The following is a 19,840-nucleotide window of genomic DNA, read 5'->3' as shown; positions in this document are numbered from 1 at the left end:
GTGATGCGATCGTTCCTGTTCGTTCCCGGCGACAGCAGCCGGAAATATGAAAGCGCCAAGAAGACCGCGGCCGATGCGCTGATCCTCGACCTCGAGGATTCGATCGCACCCGACCAGAAGGTGACGGCGCGCGGCATCACCCGAAAGATGCTCGACGAGCGCAATCCGGGCCAGAAGCTCTACATCCGCGTCAACGCGCTGGATACCGACCTGACGCTCGGCGACCTCGCGGCCGTGATGCCGGGCAAGCCTGACGGCATCGTGCTACCGAAATGCGCAGGTGTCGCCGACGTCAACAAGCTCGCGCTCTATCTCGATGCCTTCGAGGCGGCCTCGGGCATCGAGCAGGGCACCACGCGGATCGTGACGGTTGCGACCGAGACGGCGCGTGCGGTCCTCAAGATCCTCGACTTCGAGAACATGAGCCCGCGGCTATGGGGCATGATGTGGGGTGCGGAAGACCTCGCGGCCTCGCTCGGTGCGTCGCGCAACCGCACCGACGGCCGCTATCATTCGCCCTTCATCCTGGCCCGCGACCTCTGCCTGATTGGCGCGGCAGCAGCCGGCGTCGTTGCCATCGACACGATCGCCACCGACATCAACGATCTCGACGCGCTGAAGGCCGAGGCGATCGCCGCGCGGCAGGACGGCTTCCTGGCCAAGGCCGTGATCCATCCCAAGCATGTCGACATCGTCAACGCAGCGTTCATGCCGACCGACGAGGAGGTCGAATGGTCGAAGCGAGTGATCGCCGCGTTTGCGGGTAATCCGTCCGGTGTCGTCAAGATGGACGGCAAGATGCTGGACAAGCCGCATCTTCGCGCCGCCGAGAAGATCTTGGCGTCGCGCGGAAAATAGTCAGGAAGCAGGCTCGATCAGTGCGCCGCCCTCGATGAGGGCGGCGATCTCCGCCTCTGCGAGCCCTGCCTCGCGCAGGATCTCCCGGCCGTGCTCGCCAAGCCCCGGGGGATGGCTCCGGATCGACGGCGGCGTCCTGCTCCAGGTCGCGGCGGGACCGGCGACCCGTAGCCTGCCCTCCGTCGGGTGCTCGATGGTCTGGATCAGCCCGACCGCTGTCAGATGCGGATCGTCGATCAGGCTGTCGAGGTCGTGCAAGGGCGCATGCGGAATATCCGCCTCTTCGAAGAAACGCATCCACTCGGCCGTCGTGCGGGTCTTCATCATCTGCGAGAACCAATCGTAGACGAAGTCGTAGTTGCGGGTTCGCGCCGAGATGCTGTTGAGCCTGGGGTCGCGGTCGGCCTCATGGGCGAGCCCGATCTTGGCGAAGAACGCGTTCCACTGCTTGTCGGAATAGACCAGCGCGCAGATGTAGCCGTCGCTGGTCTGATAGGGGCGGCGGTCGGGTGACAGCAGCCGGGAATAGCCCGGCGGCCCGACCGGCGGCTCGAAGCTGCGGCCGGCCATGTGATCACCGAGCACGAACTGCGCCATGGTCTCGAACATCGGGATTTCGATGGCCTGGCCTTCGCCGGTCCGCTCGCGGTGGAACAGCGCTGCGAGGATCGCGTGGAGGGCGTTCAGGCCGACGATGCGGTCGGCCATGGTCGCCGGCGAATAGCGCGGCTCGCCGGTGATCCGGCCGGTGAGCGCGGGCAGAGCGGTCAGGCCCTGGATCAGGTCGTCATAGGCAGGCTGTCCCGCATAGGGCCCGGTCTCGCCGAAGCCGTGCAGGCTGGCGTAGATCAGCCGCGAATTGACCGCGAGCAGATCGTCCGCCCCGAGCTTCAGTCGCGCCATCGCCGCGGGGCGGACATTGTGCACGAACACGTCGGCTGTGGCGGCAAGACGCAGCAACGCCGCGCGGCCACCGGCCTTCTTGAGGTCAAGCACGATCGAGCGCTTGTTGCGGTTGCCCTGCAAGTACATCGCCCCCATCCGCGGATGACGCATCGGGGCTGCATGGCGCATGACGTCGCCATCGGGGCTCTCGACCTTGATCACGTCGGCGCCGTAGTCGCCGAGGATCATAGTCGCGTACGGCCCCATCATCACGCTGGTGAGGTCGATGATCCTGACGCCGGCGAGCGGACCCGCCGGCGCGGATTGCGCGTCTTTGGTCGGCGTCCCGCTCAATGGGTCGCGGCCAGCGCTTCAGTGAAGGCCTTGTAGACATCGGTGCCGGGCTTGCCGCGCTTGTCGACGTCCTTCACCCATTCCTGCGCGACGGACTTGAACGCGGCATTGAACACCTTCTTGTCGTCGGCGCCGAAGTTGATGACCCTCATGCCCTGCGACTTGATCTTGTCGGTCGCAGCCTTCTCGCCGTCCTCGAAGCGCTTGCAGGCCTCGCGCGTGGTCTGCTCGCCGGCCTCGACCAGCGCCTTGCGCACGTTCTCGGGCAGCGACTTGAACTTCGTCTCGCCGATCGAATAGGTGAAGATTGCGGTGCCGAAGTTCAGTCCCTCGGTGCCGGATTTCAGGATCTTGCCGAAGTCGTAGGACACCGAGCTCTGATAGGAGAAGATCAGCCCGTCGAGCGTTCCGCGTGTCAGCGATTCATAAATCTCGGGTGCGGCCATCCGGACCGGCACGCCGCCGATCGAGCGCATCATCAGATCCATCGCGCCGCCGGTGGTGCGGATCTTCAAGCCTTCGAGGTCCTTTGCCGTCTTCACGTCGCGGCCGGTGGCAAGCTGGACCTGATAGGCCGGCAGCGCAAGCGTCACCAGCGGGCGGAGCTGGTTGGGGGCAAACTCCTTGGTCTCCAGGATCCCGCCATTGTGCGAGACCTTGTAGAAGGCGAGTGAGCCCTGGCATTCGTTGTCGAAGATGCCGGGAAGCTCGGCCACGGCGGTCAGCGGAAACTTGTCGGACGAGTAGGACGGCACAATGTAGGAGACGTCTGCAACGCCCAGCGCGGTGAGCTGGGCCATGTCCTTGGCCTTGCCGAGCTGTTCCGCCGGGAAGTGCTGAAACGTGACCTGGCCGTTGGTTAGCTTGCCGACGAGCTCCGAAAACGGCTTGCCGACGAACTCGTGGATCACATGGCCGGACGGCAGGCTGTCGGCAAGGCGCAGCGTGATGTTCGTCTGGGCATGGCCGGAACCGACTGTGGCCACGTACAGCGCTGCGGCTAGCGTAAGCGGCCTCATTGGACAGGCGGACATCACAACTCTCTCCCTTATTCGTTGTCAGTAGCCCATCTTCATGGGCAGCCAGAGGATGATGATCGGCCAGATCACAAGGATTGCGATTGCGATCAAATGAGCGACGAAGTGCGGAAAGACGCCGTGGAAGACCTCGGCCACGGGACGCCCCGAGTAGCGCGCTACCACGAAGCAATTGAGGCCGACCGGAGGTGTGATCATGCCGACTTCCGCGGTCACGATCTTGACGACGCCGAACCACAGGGGATCGTAACCGAGCGACTTGATCAGCGGCAGCACGATCGGAACGGTCAACACCAGGATCGCGATCTGGTCCATGAACGAGCCGAGCACGATGTAGCCGAACAGAATGATGGTCAGGACCAGCCACGGCGGCACCGGCAGGCCGCCGACCCAGCTCACCAGATTCTGCGTCACCTGCGTCAGCGTGAAGAAGTAGCCGAAGATCGAGGCGCCAAACAGGATCATGGCGATCATGCACGTGCCGTGTGCCGAGCGTAGCAACGCACTGCGCAGCGTCTTGCGGTTGATCCTGCCCTTCCAGCAGGCGAGCCCGAACGCGCCAAATGCGCCAAGCGCAGATGCCTCGGTCGGCGTGGCGACGCCGGTGTAGATAACGCCGGTGACCAGGCCGAACAGCAGCAGCATGGGTCCGACCACGCGAAGCATCCGCATTTTCTCCGCGAGCGGGACGGAGGGCGCTGACGGAGCCCGCGAAGGGTCCTGCCAGGCCAGGAACCAGACCGTGGCCATGATCGTGAAGGTGACCAGAATCCCGGGGATCACGCCGCCGATCAGAAGCGCCCCGATGTTCACTTCCGCGAGCAGGCCGTAGATCACCAGCGCCACCGATGGAGGGATCAGCATTGCGAGAGTGCCTGAGATCGCCACGACGCCGGCTGCCATCTTCGGTTCATAGCCCTGCTTGAGCATCGCCGGCAGGCTTGTGGCGGACAGGGTGGCGGCGGAAGCTGTGCTTGTGCCACAGATTGCGCCGAAGCCGGCGCCGGCCAGCGCCGTTGCCATGCCGAGGCCGCCCGGAATTCGTCCCACCCAGGCAGCGGTTGCCTTGAACAGGTCGTTGGCGATGCCGCTCACGAGCACGAATTCCGCCATCAGCAAGAACATCGGGATAGTGATCAGCTCGTAGGAAGTGACCGCCGAGAGCGGTGCGGTCTGCAGGATGCCTGTCAGAATCGGCATGCCGCCGATCAGGTACAGGCCGAGTACGCCGGCCCCTGCCATCGCCAAGCCGACCGGTGTGCCGATCGCAAGCAGCACAAAGAGCAGCAGGATCGCCAAGATCAGCGTCATTCGAACGTCTCTCCGGCGGCGTGAGAGGAGGGCAGCGCAATCACGCTGCGCCCGGTCGCGAGCGAGAGCACGTGAGCAATGAGGTGCAGCGCGAGGCGGATCGTGATCAGTCCGGCGCCGAACGGCACAAGTCCAATCGACGGCCACATCGGCCAAGGTATCGCGCCGGCCATCACGTCGGCGGACTCGAAGCTGTCGACGGCGCGCAAGTAGCCGAGATATGCGATCAGCGAGAATACGGCGATGCCGACGATACAGGTGACGATCTCCGAGACGCGGATCATCGCGGGCGAGAATTTCTGCTGCAGGATATCGACGCTGACATGCGCGTGGCTGGCGTAAGCCTCCGACAGCACCAGGAAGAAAATACCGGCCATCAGGTAGAGCGAGATCAGGTCATAAGCCCAAGAGAATGGCCTGTTGAACACGTAACGCATGATGACATCGCCAAACACGATGACCATGATCGCGAACATGAATGCCGCGGCTATCGTCGACGCGACATTCTCGATGGCGCGGAGCGCCTTTAGTAATCCGTCGATCAAACTTCGCCCCTGTCGTTTCGCGCGTTCATTTGGCCGGAATGGTGGCAACCGCCGCGTCGAACTCCCTCAATGCGTCGCTGCCGCGCTTGCCGCGCGCATCGAGCCCATCGGCCCACGCCTTGCCCACGCCCTTCGTCAAATCCTTGAGCTTTGCAACTGCGCCGGGCTGCAAGGTCTCGAAGTGGACACCTGCGCCCTCCATCGACTTCATCGTCTCGCTGTCCTGCCTCTGAACTTCCTTGCAGGCGGAGGGCAGGATCTCCTCGGCTGCGTCGACCATCGCCTTCTGGATCTCAGGCGACAGTTTCTTCCAGGCATTCTCGCTGATCGAATAGGCAACCACGAAGCTTGCGAAGCCGAAGCCGTCGGTGGAATATTTCACGAGCTTGTCGGCGCCGTAAGCGACAACGCTCTCAAGCGGAAACAGCAGGCCATCCATCGTGCCCCGCGACAGGGATTCGTAAGCGTCAGGCGCAGCCATGCGCACGGGCACCGCACCGATGGCGCGCAAGGTGAGATCTTGCGCGCCGCCGGTCGAACGCAACTTCAGTCCGTTGATGTCGGCGACGTCCTTCACCGGATGTTTCACGGTCAGGATGCGATAGGGCGGCAGGCTTACCGCGAGCAGGAGGCGGATCCCATTGGGAGTATAATCCTGCTCCGCGATGACGCCGCTTCGCGCAGCCTTCCAGTAGGCCAGCGTACCCTGGCAGGAATGATCGAACGCGCCCGGCAGCATCGCGACTTCGGAGACCGGCATCTTGTCGGATACGTAGGCGGGGGCGACATAGCCGATATCGGCGACGCCGGTTTGCGTCAGCTTGAGCATGTCGGCAGCCTTGCCGAGTTGCTGAGCCGGATAGTGCTCGAACGTCACCGCATTGTTGGTGCGCTTCTGAACCTGTTCCATCCAGGGCTCGAGCACGAGCTTGACGAGATAGTGCCCCTTCGGAAAGGAGTCGGCCACACGCAGCTTGATCGGCTCCGCTGCCGCCAGATTGACCGATGCGACGAGAAAGCCGTAACCGACCACCGCCCGCCAGAGCCCGCCCATATTTCCTCCCCTGAGGATCCGTTGTTGTTTTGATTAGCTGCGCATAAACGAATTTGCGCGTCAAGCATGGCTCGGCTGAGCAGGGCCGATCGGACAACCGGAAAGCGCGGGGCGCCATGCATCGTGCGCCCGCCGCCGCGAATTGACTTTGATCCGGGATCGACGGCAAATGCCTCAAACCAATACTGCCGAGAGGAAATCACCATGGCTGACGCGCTGATCATCGATGCATGCAGGACCCCGCGAGGCATCGGTAAGGCCGGCAAGGGCGCGCTCTCGGGCATCCATCCGCAGCAGCTCGGCGCCACGGTGCTGCGCGCGCTGGCCGACAGGACCGGTATCAACACGGCCGACGTCGACGACATCATCTGGGGCACCAGTTCGCAGCGCGGTCCGCAGAGCGGCGACCTCGGCCGGATGTCGGCGCTCGATGCCGGCTATGACGTGCGCGCCAGCGGCGTGACGCTCGATCGCTTCTGCGGCTCCGGCATCACCAGCGTCAGCATGGCTGCCAATGCCATCATGGCAGGCTCCGAGGACCTCGTGATCGCGGGCGGCACGGAAATGATGTCGATGGAAGGCCGCCGCGGCGAGGGGCCGTTCATGATGGACAACGGCAACCTTCGCCTGCGCGCCCGCCACCCGCAATCGCACCAGGGCGTCTGCGCCGATGCCATTGCGACCATGGAAGGGATCACCCGGCAGGACGTCGACGCGCTTGGTCTCGAGAGCCAAAAGCGCGCGGCTGCGGCGATCAAGGGCGGGCATTTCGACAAAAGCCTGGTTCCGGTCCGTCGCGAGGATGGCGCATTGGCGCTCGACCGCGAGGAGTATCCGCGGCCGCAGACGACGATGGAGGGCCTTGCCGGACTGAAACCGGCGTTCCCCGCCATTGCCGACTACGCGCTCGACGACAAGGGGACGACCTATCGGAAGCTGATCCTGGAGAAATATCCGGATCTCGACATCAACTTTGTCCACCACGCGGGAAATTCCTCGGGTGTGGTGGACGGCTCTGCGGCGATCTTGCTGGCGTCGCCGGACTATGCCCGCAAGCATGGTCTGACGCCGCGTGCGCGCGTGGTCGCGACGGCCAATATGGGGGACTCGCCGACCTTGATGCTCAACGCGCCAGTGCCGGCGACCCGCAAGGTGCTGGCCAAGGCCGGCCTGACGCTCGACGACATCGATCTGTTCGAGATCAACGAGGCGTTTGCCGTGGTCGCCGAGAAATACATCCGCGACCTCAAGCTCGACCGCGACAAGGTCAACGTCAATGGCGGCTCGATCGCGCTCGGCCACCCGATCGGCGCGACCGGCTCGATCCTGATCGGGACGGTGCTGGACGAGCTCGAGCGTCGCGACCTCAAGCGCGGCCTGGTTACGATGTGTGCTGCCGGGGGCATGGCCCCGGCGATCATCATCGAGCGCGTCTGAGCCGGTTCAGACCGATCAGGACGGTGCGCCAACTGCCGACTTGTAGTCCTGATGCTTCGACCACGAGACGTAGTAGGCCACTCCAATCATCGCCGCGATGCCGGCGACGCTGACGACGACCTGCATCGCCAGCGCGTTCGGGCCGGTAATCAGGATGAAGTGCGCGGCAAAGGAGAGGAACACGCCCGAACAAAACACAGCCAGCCATTCCTCGCCGCACTTGATAATGGGCTGCAGGATGAAGGACCGCAGATGTGTCCAGCCACGCGGCACCCACGGGGTGAACAGGAATGCCAGCGTCAGGAAGTGCAGGATACGGTACGGCTCAACGCTTTCCTTGTCGTCCGGCAGGAATACACCGACGAACGAGCCGGGAATCATCTCAGCGAGTATCGGGATATTGCTGCTGGCGACGATGGTCAGCGCGAACAGGAGATACAGCAGCGCCGCGGCACGCAACGCGGGCACGGCCTGCATGGCGCGGATAACGCGCGCGTAGCGCTTGCTTATGAGGGCGAACCAGCCTCCCATCACGAACAGGAACTGCCAGCAGAATGGATTGTAGTACCAGCGACCGTCCGGATAGGCCGCCAGATTCCAGTCAAGCGTATGTGCGGCCATATAGAGTGCCGCCGACGCGGCGAGCGTCACGTTCGGCAAGCGAAGCAATCCGAACAGGATGATGGGCAGGGATGCCATCAAGGCGATGACGAGTTGCAGGACATCGAGATTGAGCGGCTTGGCCTGCAAGAACAGGCCGTAGATCAGAGTCCGGATCGGGTGATCGATGAATCCGGTGATGTTGAATTCGCTGATGATCTCGGGGGCTGCGGTCCGGCTGGCTGCATAGCTGATCAATTCGACATAAATCACGAACAGTACGATGTAGGCTGCATAGAGTTGCCACACGCGCTTGAAGATGCGGGTTGCGGCTACCAGGAACCCGCGTTCCCGGGCCATCCCGGCATAGATCAAGGTCGCAGCGTAGCCGCCCACGAAAGCGAACAGGTCGGTCGCGCCGCTAAAGCCGAAGTTGCGCAGGGTCAGCATGCTGACTGCGTTGTGAGGGATGTGGTCCAGGAACAGAAACCAGTTGGCGATGCCAAGCAGCAGCGCAATCCTGAGATCGCTATTGCGTGCCGCGATCTCGGCGTTTGTTGTCGGATTCATTGAAAGCAGACGTCTACCGGCCCGAGAATCGAAATCGCTACCCTAGCGGGAAGCTCCGCGCAGTCCGAATAGACTTTGCGTGAACGATATCTAGTCTGCATTCAGTTCCGGCCAAGTAGCCGAACGCGAAGAAAATCACGTTCTCGAAATTGTCACGTGAATGATACGATGTCAGACCGGCTCGTGCTTGTGCAGGTCGCGAGCATGATCGAAGGTATTGGCTTGCAAATCTGCCTCGGTCAAGCCGACCTTGGGGAGGGCGGCCTCGGCGAGGATGTCATCCGTGACGTCCTCGACGGAGGACACCGCGATCTCATCGATGAAGCTGATATTCGCGTACTCTCCCGATGCGACCCGCGCGACCACCTCGCGTCGTGTCATTTCGGATCGACGATGGCCGCGCGACCGCGGCGGCCATAGTCGATCATCACGACCAAATACTGCATGCTCGAAGTTCGATGCCTTGACTGTCATCGGGCATCATTTCCGATGATTCGAACCAAGTCATGATTCTGATAATCAGAATTCGGCGTCGTTGACGGGGTCGCCGCGGTCTGGGCCTCGCGCGAATCGGCCGGGCGGTCCCAGGCAACTCCCTCCTACTTCTCGGAAGAGCGTCCGCCGGATGTCCGGGCAGCCTTGCGGCCCTTCGATGCGGTCTTGCCCCGCATCCTTGCGATCTGGCCGCGCGGCAAGGTAACGCAGATCTCGCCGATCCATTCGAGCTTCACGCCGTTGATCGGCTTGGCATTGAAGCTGGTCAGGTTGACGACGCCGGATGAATGACCGCGCTCGACCGTCTTGAGATAGCGCTCACCGGACTTCAGCCGGACCGCGGCCTCTTCTCCGTAGAAGCTCGACAGCGGATGGCGCTGCTCGCGATAGACCACGATGACATCGCCATTCTCGTATTTCGGCAGCATGGAATCGCCCGATACCTCGAAGGCGATGGTCTCCTCCGAGAGGGGAAACGGAAGTTCGACCTCGCCGAGACCTTCGGGCGGTACCTGCTCGTAATCCGGCTCGATCGAGGCTCCGGCGCCGATCCGCCCCATGATCGGCACCGAGTTCAGCTCGAGATACTCGACGATCAGGGGGATCTCCGCCGCCTTGATCAGTCGTATTCCAGAGAGAATCTCGGACACCGCGCCGGCCCGAACGCCCATCGCGCGGGCAAGACCGCCCTTGGACTTGCCCGTTTTCTCCAGTCCCCGTTCGATCAGTTTCGCGTCCAGCATGGCTCATCCTCTCCGAATCTCTGTACCTTCATAGCAGTTACGATAATCAGAAATCAAGCTTGATTTTTTCCTCTCTGAATATCGGAAATTAACGGCGGCGCCGGGGGAATGGCAGAAATGGGAATTTGGAATGGAAATGACAAACTGGCTGCCGGAGCATTCGGCGGCGCTACGGGATCTTCGTGCCCGCGGCATGTCCTATTCGGAGATTGCCGACACAATCAATGAAAGGTTCCACACGGCCTACACGCGAAACGCGCCCCTCAGCCGGGGCCAGCGCATGGCGCTGGGAAGTCTCGAGCGGCTTGAACCGTCGTTGCCAAAGCGGGTCGACCGACCCGAATCGACCGCACCGGTGCCGCCGCGTATCGAGATGGCGCGAGAGGTTCACAGGGAGCCAAGGGCCGACGTGGTTCGCTGGCCGAAACCCTTCTCGGGAGAAGCGCAGGCGCCGAAGCTTCACTGTGTCGAGATCACGCCGCGCCATCTTTCGCTGGTCGAACTTGAACGTGGGGACTCGACACCGTGACGATGAGCCGATCACCTTTTGTGTCCACCCGCGTCGCCCGGGCTCGAACTATTGCACGCCGCATTTCCACCTGAGCCGCGATCCCGAGCTGTCGGCAGAGCCGGTCCTGAGCGCCGCCTGGCTCCACGTCGTCGGGGCGACCTGACGCAGATCATCTCCTGAGTACCGGATTTCGGTCCGCGATCACGATCGCGCGGAACTGTCCGCGCGCCCTTCATCAGACACTACGGAGAATCATTAATGCCGTGAGCCAAACGCCGGAAACCGTACGATCCTGCGAGCGGGCACGACCGCCGCTCCCAGGACCTGCCCTACAATGCCGAGGTGGCGACGGTCGAAGTCGACGATCCTTTCGCGCTTCAACGGGGCGAAAGGATTGTCGCGCTGCGCTCGATCCGCAACGATCCGCTCGGTCGGCTGCATGCGCACCGCCAGATCGACGATTCGCAATATCGGGGAGGCCGCGCCTTCCAGGGCGATTGGGAAAAGGCCGAGCGCGGGCCGCGTGCTGTCGATACGACGCGCGAATATGTCGATGGCGGCCAGCGGCGCGAGCCGATCACGGAAGGCCAACGTCAGGCGGTCCTGCGGCTGCAGCGTGCCGAGCACGAGCTCGGGGCCGACGGTTCGATGCTGGTCCACGAAGTTCTGATCCTCGGCATGACGATGGAGCAGGTTGGGCAGAGGAGAGGGCTGCGTACCCAGCGTTGGCAGGACTATTTCGCACGACGCCTCAAGGAATGCCTGGACCGGCTGGCATTGATCTATGGCTTTGCCACACCGCATCGGGGGCCAGCGAAAAGTCTTTGAAGCGGGGCGCTTGTCTAGCACATCGATTGCCGCGCCGTTGTCCGGCGCGGCAAAAGCTCCCCAGCAGAGGTCGTCAGGTGGAGTATGCTCGGCCCCGTCAGGGAACCGAGTATAAAGTTCATCACATTGCAGCACGGTTCTGTGCCGCACCTCACATTTCCCCACGATCTGATGCGTTCGGCTTGGTTGTGTCGAAGACGGTCGACAGCGGATCGGACTTTCATGTAACGTTCTCGCCTGTGCTGATGGTCCTGTTTGCGGTCGAGCGTAGCGTCACGGCTCGTGGGTTGTTGGAGCATCAGCGCCGTGCAGGCAACCGTCTGGCGCGTCGAAGAACCGGAGTTTGCGGCGATCGTCACCGCCTGAATCCTCTCCAGCGTCTCTCTGCTCAAAACAATATCTCAAGGACTGCAGGATGTGTCTGGTGCCCGGTGGGAAGATTGACGTGATCAAATCACCCAAGGAGAACTGACTGATGAAGCACACTGGAAATTGCTTTTGCGGCGCCGTCGAACTGCAGGTCACCGGGGAGCCGGAGGCCATGGGCTACTGCCACTGTCGCTCGTGCCGCTCCTGGTCCGGCGGTCCGGTGAATGCGTTCAGCCTTTGGAAGCCTCAGGCGGTTGAGGTCACAAAGGGAGCTGATCATATCGCGACATTCGAGAAGACCCCGATGAGCCAGCGCAAATATTGCAGCAAATGCGGCGGCCATTTGATGACGAACCATCCGACGCTTGGGCTCATCGACGTTTTCAGCGCCACGATCCCGACGCTCAAATTCACCCCCGGCGTTCACGTCAATTATGCCGAGGCGGTGCTGCCGATACGCGACGGTCTGCCGAAGCTGAAGGATTTTCCGGCCGAGTTCGGTGGCTCCGGCGAAATGCTCGCCGAATAGCTCGGCGGTCGTCCGATAACGAGAACGGCGTGGCGACTCGTGGCGCCACGCGTTTGACGTGTCGTCTCGTCACCGTCCGATGCCCGATCGAGCTGGTCTCTGACGGGTTTCCACGACCGTCCAGCACGACGATAGCGAAGGTCGTCGGCCCCGTGGCCGGCGACAGCCATGTCGGGCGAAGGTCCCGCTCTGCAAAATCCGGATTTGGTTCTGATAGCACGCTTCCGCTAAAAGGCGGTCAAGCCGCCTTCAGTGGCGGCTATCGAATTTCGCCTGACAAAATAACCAGAGGAAACCTCCGACCATGACCGCCAGACCAGAATTGCCAGAGCGCACGCCGCGCGGAGAGGACGTCCCGACGGCGCTAGACGGTCTGCTGGTTGTCGACTTCACCCGCGTCGTGGCCGGGCCCGCCTGCACGCAGACGCTGGCCGACTTCGGAGCCGAAGTCATCAAGATCGAGAACCCGGACGGCGGCGACGACACGCGCGCTTACGAGCACGCGGAAATCGGCGGTGAGAGCGCCGCATTCCTCAGCCTCAATCGCAACAAGCGCGGCATTGCGCTCGATTTCAACAACCCGGCCGCGCTGGAGGTGGCGCGCGAGTTGATCGCCAAGGCCGACGTCGTGGTGGAGAATTTCTCCGGCGGCGTCATGAAGAAGTTCGGTCTCGACTATGCCTCGGTGGCGCCGACCAACCCGCGCTTGATCTATTGCTCGATCTCGGCCTATGGCCGCAAGGGCGATTTCGCGCTGCGCCCCGGCTTCGACCCGATCACGCAGGCCGAAAGCGGATTCATGTCGCTCAACGGCTTTCCGGACGGCGAACCGGTTCGCACCGGGCCGCCGATTGTCGACATGGCAACGGGAATGTCGGCCTGTAATGCCATTCTGCTCGCCCTGATCGCGCGCGATCGGCTCGGTCGTGGTCAGCAGGTCGAGGTCGCCCTGATCGACACCGCGGTGGCAATGACCGGCTTCTACGGCATGGCCTATCTGATCAATGGCAACAATCCCGGCCGCTTCGGAAACTCTCCGAACGGTTCACCGACCGTAGGCGTCTACCGGGCGTCCGATGGGCCGCTCTACATGGCCTGCGCCAACGACCGGCTCTATCGCCGGCTTGTCACCGAGGTGCTCCAGCGCCCGGATCTCGTCACCGATCCGGAGTTTGCTCAGCGCAAGGCCCGAACCGCCAACAGAGAGAAGCTGCGCGCCATCATTGCCAGCGTGTTTGCGAGCGATACGCTGGAAAACTGGATGGCGAAGATGAAGAAGGCCAACATTCCGGTCGGCTATTTGCGGACGGTCGAGGAGGGGTTCAATGCACCCGAGGTGCGCGATCGCGATCGCCTCAGCAAGATCCCGCACCCAACCGCCGGTTCGGTTCCAAACATCGAGTCACCGGTCGGCATGAGCCTGACGCCGGCGGTCGCCCCGGTCGCCGCTCCGTTGCTCGGTCAACATACCAGGGACGTCCTGCGCAAGACGCTTGGCTATGACGACCGGCGCATCGCGGCGTTGGCTGACGCAGGAGCCTTCGGTAAGCCAGGGAACACCGATTGACGCGCCGGCGTGCACTGGTTGCATCGACCGCCAATCGTCACAAGCCAACCTGATCGCAGGTGAGCAGAGAGACGCCCGCCCGCAAGCTCATGCCGACATCGTTCCCGCGACACGGGCCGACTGGCGCCCGCCGATAGCGCGGCACCGAAATCGGTCCGTTTCGATACTCAGTTCGGCTTGCTGCGCAGGTTGTTCCTTGGCATACTTTCAACCTCTTCAGGCTCCGCCCGGTCGATTTCGAGGCGCGCCATCCGAAGTATCAAGGTTGCCGTCGTCAGGCCGAGGCGCTCGGCCTCCTGAGCTGCGGTCTCGACCTTCTGGGCCAAGCCTTCACGTTTACCTGGGTATGCCATTCGTGATCCTCACTTACGGTGCGAGATGAAAAATCCCACTTATGTTGCGGAGCTGCACAAGAAGCTCGGAGCTCCATCGAGCGAAACAGTAGAAGGCCTGCGACTGTTGAAGGCCTTCCTTCGGCTTGCGCCTGACCAGCGTAGCGAGGTCATCGAGCTGGTCGAACGTTTGGCGGCTGAACCGCCTGGCGATCCCTCATTGTCTTGAGGGCTTCAATTCCCGCTGCATGTCAGTTGCTGACTGGCTTGGCCGGCGGCTGTGTCGCGATCACGTAGACTGCACCACCTTCGAGCGCCTCCGATTGATGGCGGGTGCCGGCCGGCAACAGGATGGTGTCCCCAGCGGTCACGACACGCTCGCCGCCATCCCAGATGAAGTTCAGTCGCCCGCGGATGATCATCAGGATCTCGTCGACCGGGTGCGTATGGAAGTGATGCACCTTGCCGGCTGCGTCGTGCTGCAGCTCCACGGAGCCCTGCGCTGGAAGCAGGTTCAGGATCTCCGGATCGATGGAAAATTCGGTCTTTGTGCCTGCGATGATCTGGGTCATGCCGCCTGCTCCTTGTCTGCAATGGATGGTGTCTTGTTCTGCGCGAGCTTGGCGAACGGGCAGCCCGCGCTCGTATTGTTGTCGTCATGCAGGAAGTACTGCAGATACTCGCGCCCGTCGGTTGCGCCGTAGCGACCGAGCAGCGGCGACGGGCTTGCGCTGTCGTACGGGACGAGACGCTTGCGGACCTCGCCGAACGCAGCATTGGCCGCCTTTTCGGTGCCAAGGATCTTTTCGAACACCCAGCGTGGCTGGAAGGTGAGCATGAACGCGCTGGATCGACGGCTCTGCCGCATCACATGCGCGGGCGTGGTGCACACCACGAAGATCGGCTCGCCCGCGAACGAGAACTCCCACATCGGGTGGTCGATCTGTTCCGGGATGTCGGCCGGCCACGGACTTTTGTCCAGGCGCGCCAGTTGGTCGAGCGTCATCCACATCTTGCGGTAATACGCGTCGAGCGTCTGCACCGGCCGAGGCCGCGTGAAAACGATCAACGAGGTATTGGGGCCGAACGAGCGAGCCTGAGAAACGTAACGCGCGAGTTGTTCGCCGAGTACGGCGACGTCGTATGGATCAAGGAAGAGGTACCGCAGCTGATCCTGGCGATGGCCTGTCACGCCGAACACGCAAGGAAACGGCCTCGCTTCGCTGCTCATCTGCGCCTCGAATTCCGAGAACATCACGCTTTGCCAGCTGCTCACCGGAAAGTTTGCGGATACTTCGCCTTTTTTTAAAAACAAGCGCTCCATAACACCCCCTTCACTCATAACGAGACTACCGAGATATCAATTTGCTCCTCATCAGTAGCGGCCCGGCAATGCCCGGCAGCGACATGAGGAGCAGAATGACAATCAAGGCGCCGTAGCCGGCGTCGCCGATCGATGCCGCGTTGTGCACCGCATCGGTTCCTGAAACCCGGCTGGCGGCAAGCATGGCGAAGCCGATCACGGGTTGCGACGCGCCGGCGAAGATCCCGGCAGCCGTGGTGTTCACCGAAGCGCCGACGCCGATGAGATCGGCGGTGTAGAGTTTCTTGACGCATTTCAGCACAAGCGGGACGGTGCCGCCGGCGACGAGGCCCAGCGCCGTGAAAACGACGGTGACATAGACAAAGCCAAATGCGCGTGCGACCGACGGCAGGAGCATCGCGATCAGCAGCATGCGCAACAAACAAATGCGGATCAGCGCGCGATCGAGCGTCGCCGCGGCGCGATCGGCGGCGTGGCCCAGGAAGATCGAACCAATGGCATTGCCGATCATGAAGGCGAGCAGGGGCGTGCCGGCGGTCGTCGGGGAAATGTGGAAGAAGTGCGCCACCATCGGGATGCCCCAGACGCCGGATAGCGTGGTCACAACCGCAAAGTGCGACGCAAAGGTCATTGCGCAACCCCAGTTGCCAATGTGTGACAGCGATTGCCGCGCAACCCTGACGACGCCCTTCAGCGTCTTGTTGCTGTGCGGGACCGGATCAGGCTTGAGCGCAAGCTTGGCGAAAGCAAGGTTGGCAAGGCCGATGCAGGCAATGAAGAGGAAACAGGCACGCCAGCCGAAGCCCGAGACCGCAGCCGCAAGCGGCGTGGTCGCGATCACACCCCCGACATAGCCGGAAACCTGCGAAATCCCCGACATCACGCCGAACCGCTCGTCCGCGAAGCTTTGCGCGACGAGTTTCAGGAGTGCGGTGAAGACCAGCGCGTCGCCGCAGGCGACGATCAAGCGCGCGGCAAAGACGTCAAGCAGGCTCGGTGCCAGCGCGAACGCGGCACTACCGAGAGACGACGCAATCATGCTGGTCAGAACGACGCGCTTGACACCGAACCGGTCGACCAGAAGACCCGCCGGAATCTGCATCAAGGTGTAGCCCCAGAAATAGCTGGAGGCGAGCATCGCAACACCGGCCGCATCGGTGTTGAAGTCGTGCATGAAGCTCAGGCTCATGGATTGCGGCGAGACGCGCTGCAGGAACGCGATGGCGTAAGCGATCGCCACAGCCGCCCAGGCGAGATAGGCGCGGTCGGTCAACCGCGACGTCGGCGTATAGACGGCTTGTTGTCCGAGTACCGACATCAGACCCTCGCGTAACCGACAGAGAAAAGAGCGTCCGCTGAATTCGGTATCTTCCGTGACATCGCCGCGTCGACGAGCGACGCAGTGCCGTGATAGGCTTGGCGATGATGCTTGATGTGGCCGTACGCGCCGCGCATGATCATGTCGGGCAGCTCGAGCGGCTTGCCCGGATAAAGCGAAGCGCACATCTCGACACAGGCAGCCTGCAATGCAGGATCCTGCACCTCGTCGAGCAGCGATGGCGTCACCTTCTCGCAAATCTTGGCGTTGGCCGCCCAAACGATGGGATTGCGGGTGCGCCAACCGTAGAGCACGCTGCCGTCGGCTCCTTCCGCGGCACCCGAACATTTCAGAACTTCGGCGGTGAAGAAGCCGTAGAGACCGCGGCCCTGATGAGCCGGCAGCACTTCGGTGCCGCTGCGGTAGATCCCGGGTCCGGCCGACAGCTGAAGGATGCGATAGACTGAGAAGGCCACGAGGGCGGAGCCGTCATAGACCAGGATGAGGCTGTATTTCCTGTCGAAGGGCGAGGAGATTGCTGTCCAGTGCGGCTCGGTGGCCTGCCAGTTGACGGCGATAATGCCGTTCATTGCGTCCATCAGCGACTGGCGGTCGCAGGCTTCGATCCGGGAGGCGTCGGGTAGGCTGTAGATCGCGTAATCCGGCCACGGCGATTTGATCGCCTGATATCGACCGCCCAGATTTCGCAACATGGCAGGAACTCCCGTATTCCATCGCGAGCTATACAGGGGCGCCTCAAATGGCTTAAAGGACAATATGCCCTCGAAAACTGCCAAACCGTCCCGGCCCGAGCCAGCCGACAAGACATTCACGCGACGGATCGCGATCGTCGCCTTTCCGGGCGTGACCTTGCTCGACATCTCCGGGCCCGCGCAGGTGTTTGCGGAACTTGAGGCGATCGAACTGCCCGGGCCGGGCTATTCGCTGTCGTACCTTTCAGCCGCGGGCGGACTGGTGCCGACCGATGTCGGGATGATGATCGACACTGCTCCGATCGAGACTCTTGGACCTGGCGAGGTCGACACGCTGGTGATCCCCGGTGGACCGGGCATTTGGCAGATCCGCAATGACGCAAGGCTGATGAACTGGATTGTGGGGGCGCTTCCGAAAGCGCGTCGCGTCGCGTCCGTTTGTCTCGGAGCGTTCGCGCTGGCCTGGACCGGCATTCTTGACGGCAAGCGTGCTGCAACGCACTGGCGCTATTGTCCGCGGTTGCAGGACAGCTTCCCCAAAATCCGGGTCGAGCCGAATGCGATCTTCGTCAAGGACGGGCGGGTTTGGTCGTCGGCCGGCGTCAGCGCCGGCATCGACCTTGCCCTCGCCATGATCGAGGAGGATTTCGGCCATACCACCGCGCTGGATGTCGCACGCAGACTTGTGGTTTTCCTGAAGCGACCGGGTGGTCAGAGCCAGTTTTCGACTGTCCTTGCGGCGCAGGCATCGGATGTCGAGGGGCGCTTCAGCGCGCTGCATGCATGGATCATCGAGAACATCACCAGCGACCTAAGGGTCGAGACGCTCGCGGAAAGGGCTGGGATGACACCGCGCACATTCGCCCGGACCTATGTCAGCCGCACCGGGATGACGCCTGCGAGCGGCGTCGAGGCACTCCGCGTGGAGACGGCGCGCTTGCTGCTAGAGAGCCGCCAGATCGGCGGCGTGGTCGAGGTCGCCAAGCGCGCAGGGTTCGGCGATGACGAGCGGATGCGTCGGGCCTTCCTGCGGCACCTCGGCGTATCTCCGACCGAATATCGAAACCGCTTTTCGGGCGGGTAGCCCGACTGAAGAGGTGTGTTCGGACACGGCCTATTCATGCAAAGCGGATCCATCTCGCGAGCGAATAGCTGGCCTTCGCTGGCGGGATTCACCGTTCAAGACGGTAGCTTTTCCGGTTTGTCTGCGGCTAATGTGCCGGCCAAATCGGGAGAAGAAACACCATGAATGACGGGACCCCCATTCAATCGGCGCGCAACGTCGAGCTCGGCGCCAGCGGCGAGGAATATCAGAATCTGCACGAATTCGTGCGGAAGGCCCGTGCCAAGCTGAACCAGAATGCCTGGGACTATATCGTCGGCGCCTCGGAAACCGAGACCACGATGCGCCGCAACAGAATGGCGCTGGACGAGATCGCCTTCAGGCCCCGCGTATTGCGCAACGTCGTCAATGTCGATCCCTCCGTCGAGGTGTTCGGTCGCAAAGTCCGGCTTCCGGTAATGATCGCCCCGGTCGGAGCGCTCGAGATCTTCGATCTCGACGCGGGCGCGGCCGTCGCGCGCGGTGCGGGGACGTTCGGTGCGGCGCATATGCTGAGTTCGGTGTCGGAGCCGGGGCTGGAAAACACCGCCAAGGCGGCGCCTGACGCCTTGCGTATCTATCAGCTGTATGTGCGCGGCGATGACGCTTTCGTCGAGGATGTCGTCAGCCGTACCATCGCCAACGGCTATGCCGCGTTCTGTCTCACGGTCGATACCGCGCACTACAGCCGGCGCGAACGCGACATTGCCAAGCGCTATGTGCGTGAAAGCCGAATTCGCGCCACCGGCGGCGATTTCCAGAAAGGTCTGGAATGGCGGACGGTGAAGTTGATCAAGGACAAGTTCAAGATCCCACTCGTCCTCAAGGGGATTGCCACCGCGGAGGATGCGAAGATCGCCCTCGATCACGGGGTTGACTGGATCTACGTGTCGAACCATGGCGGGCGGCAGCTCGACCACGGCCGCGGTTCGATGCATGTGTTGCCCGAGATCGTCCAGGCGGTCGCGGGCCGTGCGAAGATCATGGTCGACGGCTCGTTCTATCGCGGCACCGACATCGTGAAGGCGATCATCTCGGGAGCTGATCTCGTCGGCATTGGCCGGCTGCAGTGCTGGGCGCTTGCCGCCGCAGGCGAGGCTGGCATTGTGCGGATGCTTGAACTGCTGGAGGACGAGGTGATCCGCTGCCTCGGACTGCTCGGGGTCACCAGCTTTGCCGAGCTCGACAAGTCCTATCTGCATTCGGCCATGCCGACCAACCTGCCGAGCGTGTTCAGCGCATTCCCGCTTCTGGACATCGAACCCTACCGTTATTGAGCCGCGGGCCAGGCTCGCGCGAATGACCTGGCGGGCGCGGCGTCTCTGATGTCCATGAAGACGCCGCGGCAAAGACAAAGT

The 19,840-nt window shown here is 62.6% G+C and carries 21 protein-coding genes and 1 pseudogene; 9 read left to right on the top strand and 13 right to left on the bottom strand.

All coding sequences use genetic code 11. The features are described 5' to 3' along the window. The first annotated feature begins 3 nt into the window (after positions 1-3). Positions 4-858 (top strand): CoA ester lyase, encoded by an 855-nt coding sequence (locus MTX19_RS28500; RefSeq protein ID WP_280985580.1) that lies wholly within the window; start codon positions 4-6, stop codon positions 856-858. On the opposite strand, the gene MTX19_RS28495 is transcribed toward MTX19_RS28500, so the two are convergent. The 5 genes from MTX19_RS28495 to dctP (MTX19_RS28475) form a co-directional block, all read right to left on the bottom strand. Beyond that, complete coding sequence (locus tag MTX19_RS28495) at positions 859-2,097, bottom strand: CoA transferase (RefSeq protein ID WP_280980355.1); 1,239 nt, start codon at positions 2,095-2,097, stop codon at positions 859-861. It abuts the gene before it with no gap. After that, positions 2,094-3,083 (bottom strand): TRAP transporter substrate-binding protein DctP, encoded by a 990-nt coding sequence (dctP, locus tag MTX19_RS28490; RefSeq protein WP_280980354.1) that lies wholly within the window; start codon positions 3,081-3,083, stop codon positions 2,094-2,096. The genes MTX19_RS28495 and dctP (MTX19_RS28490) overlap by 4 nt, the downstream gene beginning before the upstream one ends. A 72-nt stretch (positions 3,084-3,155) precedes the next feature. Continuing rightward, positions 3,156-4,445 carry a TRAP transporter large permease gene (locus MTX19_RS28485; RefSeq protein ID WP_280980353.1) on the bottom strand — a complete coding sequence of 430 codons (1,290 nt, stop codon included), beginning with the start codon at positions 4,443-4,445 and terminating at the stop codon, positions 3,156-3,158. Next, complete coding sequence (locus tag MTX19_RS28480; protein ID WP_280980352.1) at positions 4,442-4,990, bottom strand: TRAP transporter small permease; 549 nt, start codon at positions 4,988-4,990, stop codon at positions 4,442-4,444. The genes MTX19_RS28485 and MTX19_RS28480 overlap by 4 nt, the downstream gene beginning before the upstream one ends. A gap of 25 nt (positions 4,991-5,015) precedes the next feature. Beyond that, positions 5,016-6,044, bottom strand: coding sequence for a TRAP transporter substrate-binding protein DctP (dctP, locus tag MTX19_RS28475; protein ID WP_280980351.1), 1,029 nt, complete (start codon positions 6,042-6,044; stop codon positions 5,016-5,018). Positions 6,045-6,248: 204 nt separating this feature from the next. On the opposite strand from dctP (MTX19_RS28475), the gene MTX19_RS28470 reads away from it, so the two are divergent. Further along, positions 6,249-7,481, top strand: a complete 1,233-nt coding sequence (locus MTX19_RS28470) for an acetyl-CoA C-acetyltransferase (protein ID WP_280980350.1) — start codon at positions 6,249-6,251, stop codon at positions 7,479-7,481. Positions 7,482-7,496: 15 nt separating this feature from the next. On the opposite strand, the gene MTX19_RS28465 is transcribed toward MTX19_RS28470, so the two are convergent. From MTX19_RS28465 to MTX19_RS28455, 3 genes and pseudogenes are all read right to left on the bottom strand, one after another. Further along, entirely contained in the window at positions 7,497-8,651 is a 1,155-nt protein-coding gene (locus tag MTX19_RS28465; RefSeq protein WP_280980349.1) for an OpgC domain-containing protein, read from the bottom strand. A 171-nt stretch (positions 8,652-8,822) separates the two neighbouring features. Then, positions 8,823-9,097 (bottom strand): annotated as a pseudogene (locus MTX19_RS28460) (hypothetical protein). 153 nt (positions 9,098-9,250) lie between these two features. After that, positions 9,251-9,889, bottom strand: coding sequence for a S24 family peptidase (locus MTX19_RS28455; RefSeq protein WP_280980348.1), 639 nt, complete (start codon positions 9,887-9,889; stop codon positions 9,251-9,253). 130 nt (positions 9,890-10,019) lie between these two features. Here MTX19_RS28455 and MTX19_RS28450 point away from each other — a divergent pair, with 130 nt between their 5' ends. The 4 genes from MTX19_RS28450 to MTX19_RS28435 all read left to right on the top strand — a co-directional run bounded on the left by MTX19_RS28450 (position 10,020) and on the right by MTX19_RS28435 (position 13,693). Continuing rightward, on the top strand, positions 10,020-10,418 hold the full coding sequence (locus tag MTX19_RS28450) for a GcrA family cell cycle regulator (protein WP_280980347.1): 399 nt from the start codon (positions 10,020-10,022) through the stop codon (positions 10,416-10,418). 324 nt (positions 10,419-10,742) lie between these two features. After that, a complete protein-coding gene (locus tag MTX19_RS28445) occupies positions 10,743-11,228 on the top strand; it encodes a DUF6456 domain-containing protein (protein WP_280980346.1) in 486 nt (161 codons plus the stop codon). 475 nt (positions 11,229-11,703) lie between these two features. Then, positions 11,704-12,126 carry a GFA family protein gene (locus tag MTX19_RS28440; RefSeq protein ID WP_280980345.1) on the top strand — a complete coding sequence of 141 codons (423 nt, stop codon included), beginning with the start codon at positions 11,704-11,706 and terminating at the stop codon, positions 12,124-12,126. 304 nt (positions 12,127-12,430) lie between these two features. Then, the gene (locus MTX19_RS28435) at positions 12,431-13,693 is read left to right on the top strand and encodes a CoA transferase (protein WP_280980344.1); all 1,263 of its coding nucleotides are present in this window, start codon (positions 12,431-12,433) and stop codon (positions 13,691-13,693) included. A 167-nt stretch (positions 13,694-13,860) separates the two neighbouring features. Here the strand turns inward: MTX19_RS28435 and MTX19_RS28430 are convergent, their stop codons facing one another. Beyond that, on the bottom strand, positions 13,861-14,046 hold the full coding sequence (locus MTX19_RS28430; protein WP_280972882.1) for a hypothetical protein: 186 nt from the start codon (positions 14,044-14,046) through the stop codon (positions 13,861-13,863). A gap of 25 nt (positions 14,047-14,071) precedes the next feature. Between MTX19_RS28430 and MTX19_RS28425 the strand changes: the two genes are divergently transcribed. Continuing rightward, the gene (locus MTX19_RS28425; protein WP_280980343.1) at positions 14,072-14,254 is read left to right on the top strand and encodes a hypothetical protein; all 183 of its coding nucleotides are present in this window, start codon (positions 14,072-14,074) and stop codon (positions 14,252-14,254) included. A 22-nt stretch (positions 14,255-14,276) separates the two neighbouring features. Here the strand turns inward: MTX19_RS28425 and MTX19_RS28420 are convergent, their stop codons facing one another. The 4 genes from MTX19_RS28420 to MTX19_RS28405 are packed head-to-tail and all read right to left on the bottom strand — an operon-like array spanning position 14,277 to position 17,380. After that, positions 14,277-14,597, bottom strand: a complete 321-nt coding sequence (locus tag MTX19_RS28420; RefSeq protein ID WP_280980342.1) for a cupin domain-containing protein — start codon at positions 14,595-14,597, stop codon at positions 14,277-14,279. Then, entirely contained in the window at positions 14,594-15,349 is a 756-nt protein-coding gene (locus MTX19_RS28415; protein ID WP_280985579.1) for a YqcI/YcgG family protein, read from the bottom strand. The genes MTX19_RS28420 and MTX19_RS28415 overlap by 4 nt, the downstream gene beginning before the upstream one ends. Positions 15,350-15,374: 25 nt before the next feature. Further along, a complete protein-coding gene (locus tag MTX19_RS28410) occupies positions 15,375-16,667 on the bottom strand; it encodes an MFS transporter (protein WP_280980340.1) in 1,293 nt (430 codons plus the stop codon). Then, entirely contained in the window at positions 16,667-17,380 is a 714-nt protein-coding gene (locus tag MTX19_RS28405) for a hypothetical protein (RefSeq protein ID WP_280980339.1), read from the bottom strand. The genes MTX19_RS28410 and MTX19_RS28405 overlap by 1 nt, the downstream gene beginning before the upstream one ends. 64 nt (positions 17,381-17,444) lie before the next feature. Between MTX19_RS28405 and MTX19_RS28400 the strand changes: the two genes are divergently transcribed. After that, positions 17,445-18,464: an AraC family transcriptional regulator gene (locus MTX19_RS28400; protein ID WP_280980338.1), complete on the top strand. Its 1,020-nt coding sequence runs from the start codon at positions 17,445-17,447 to the stop codon at positions 18,462-18,464. A 161-nt stretch (positions 18,465-18,625) separates the two neighbouring features. After that, complete coding sequence (locus MTX19_RS28395; protein ID WP_280980337.1) at positions 18,626-19,759, top strand: alpha-hydroxy acid oxidase; 1,134 nt, start codon at positions 18,626-18,628, stop codon at positions 19,757-19,759. Positions 19,760-19,840: the final 81 nt, after the last annotated feature.

The organism is Bradyrhizobium sp. ISRA464, assembly GCF_029910095.1.
Classification (GTDB): Bacteria; Pseudomonadota; Alphaproteobacteria; order Rhizobiales; family Xanthobacteraceae; genus Bradyrhizobium.
This window is presented reverse-complemented; position numbering and strand designations above follow the sequence as displayed.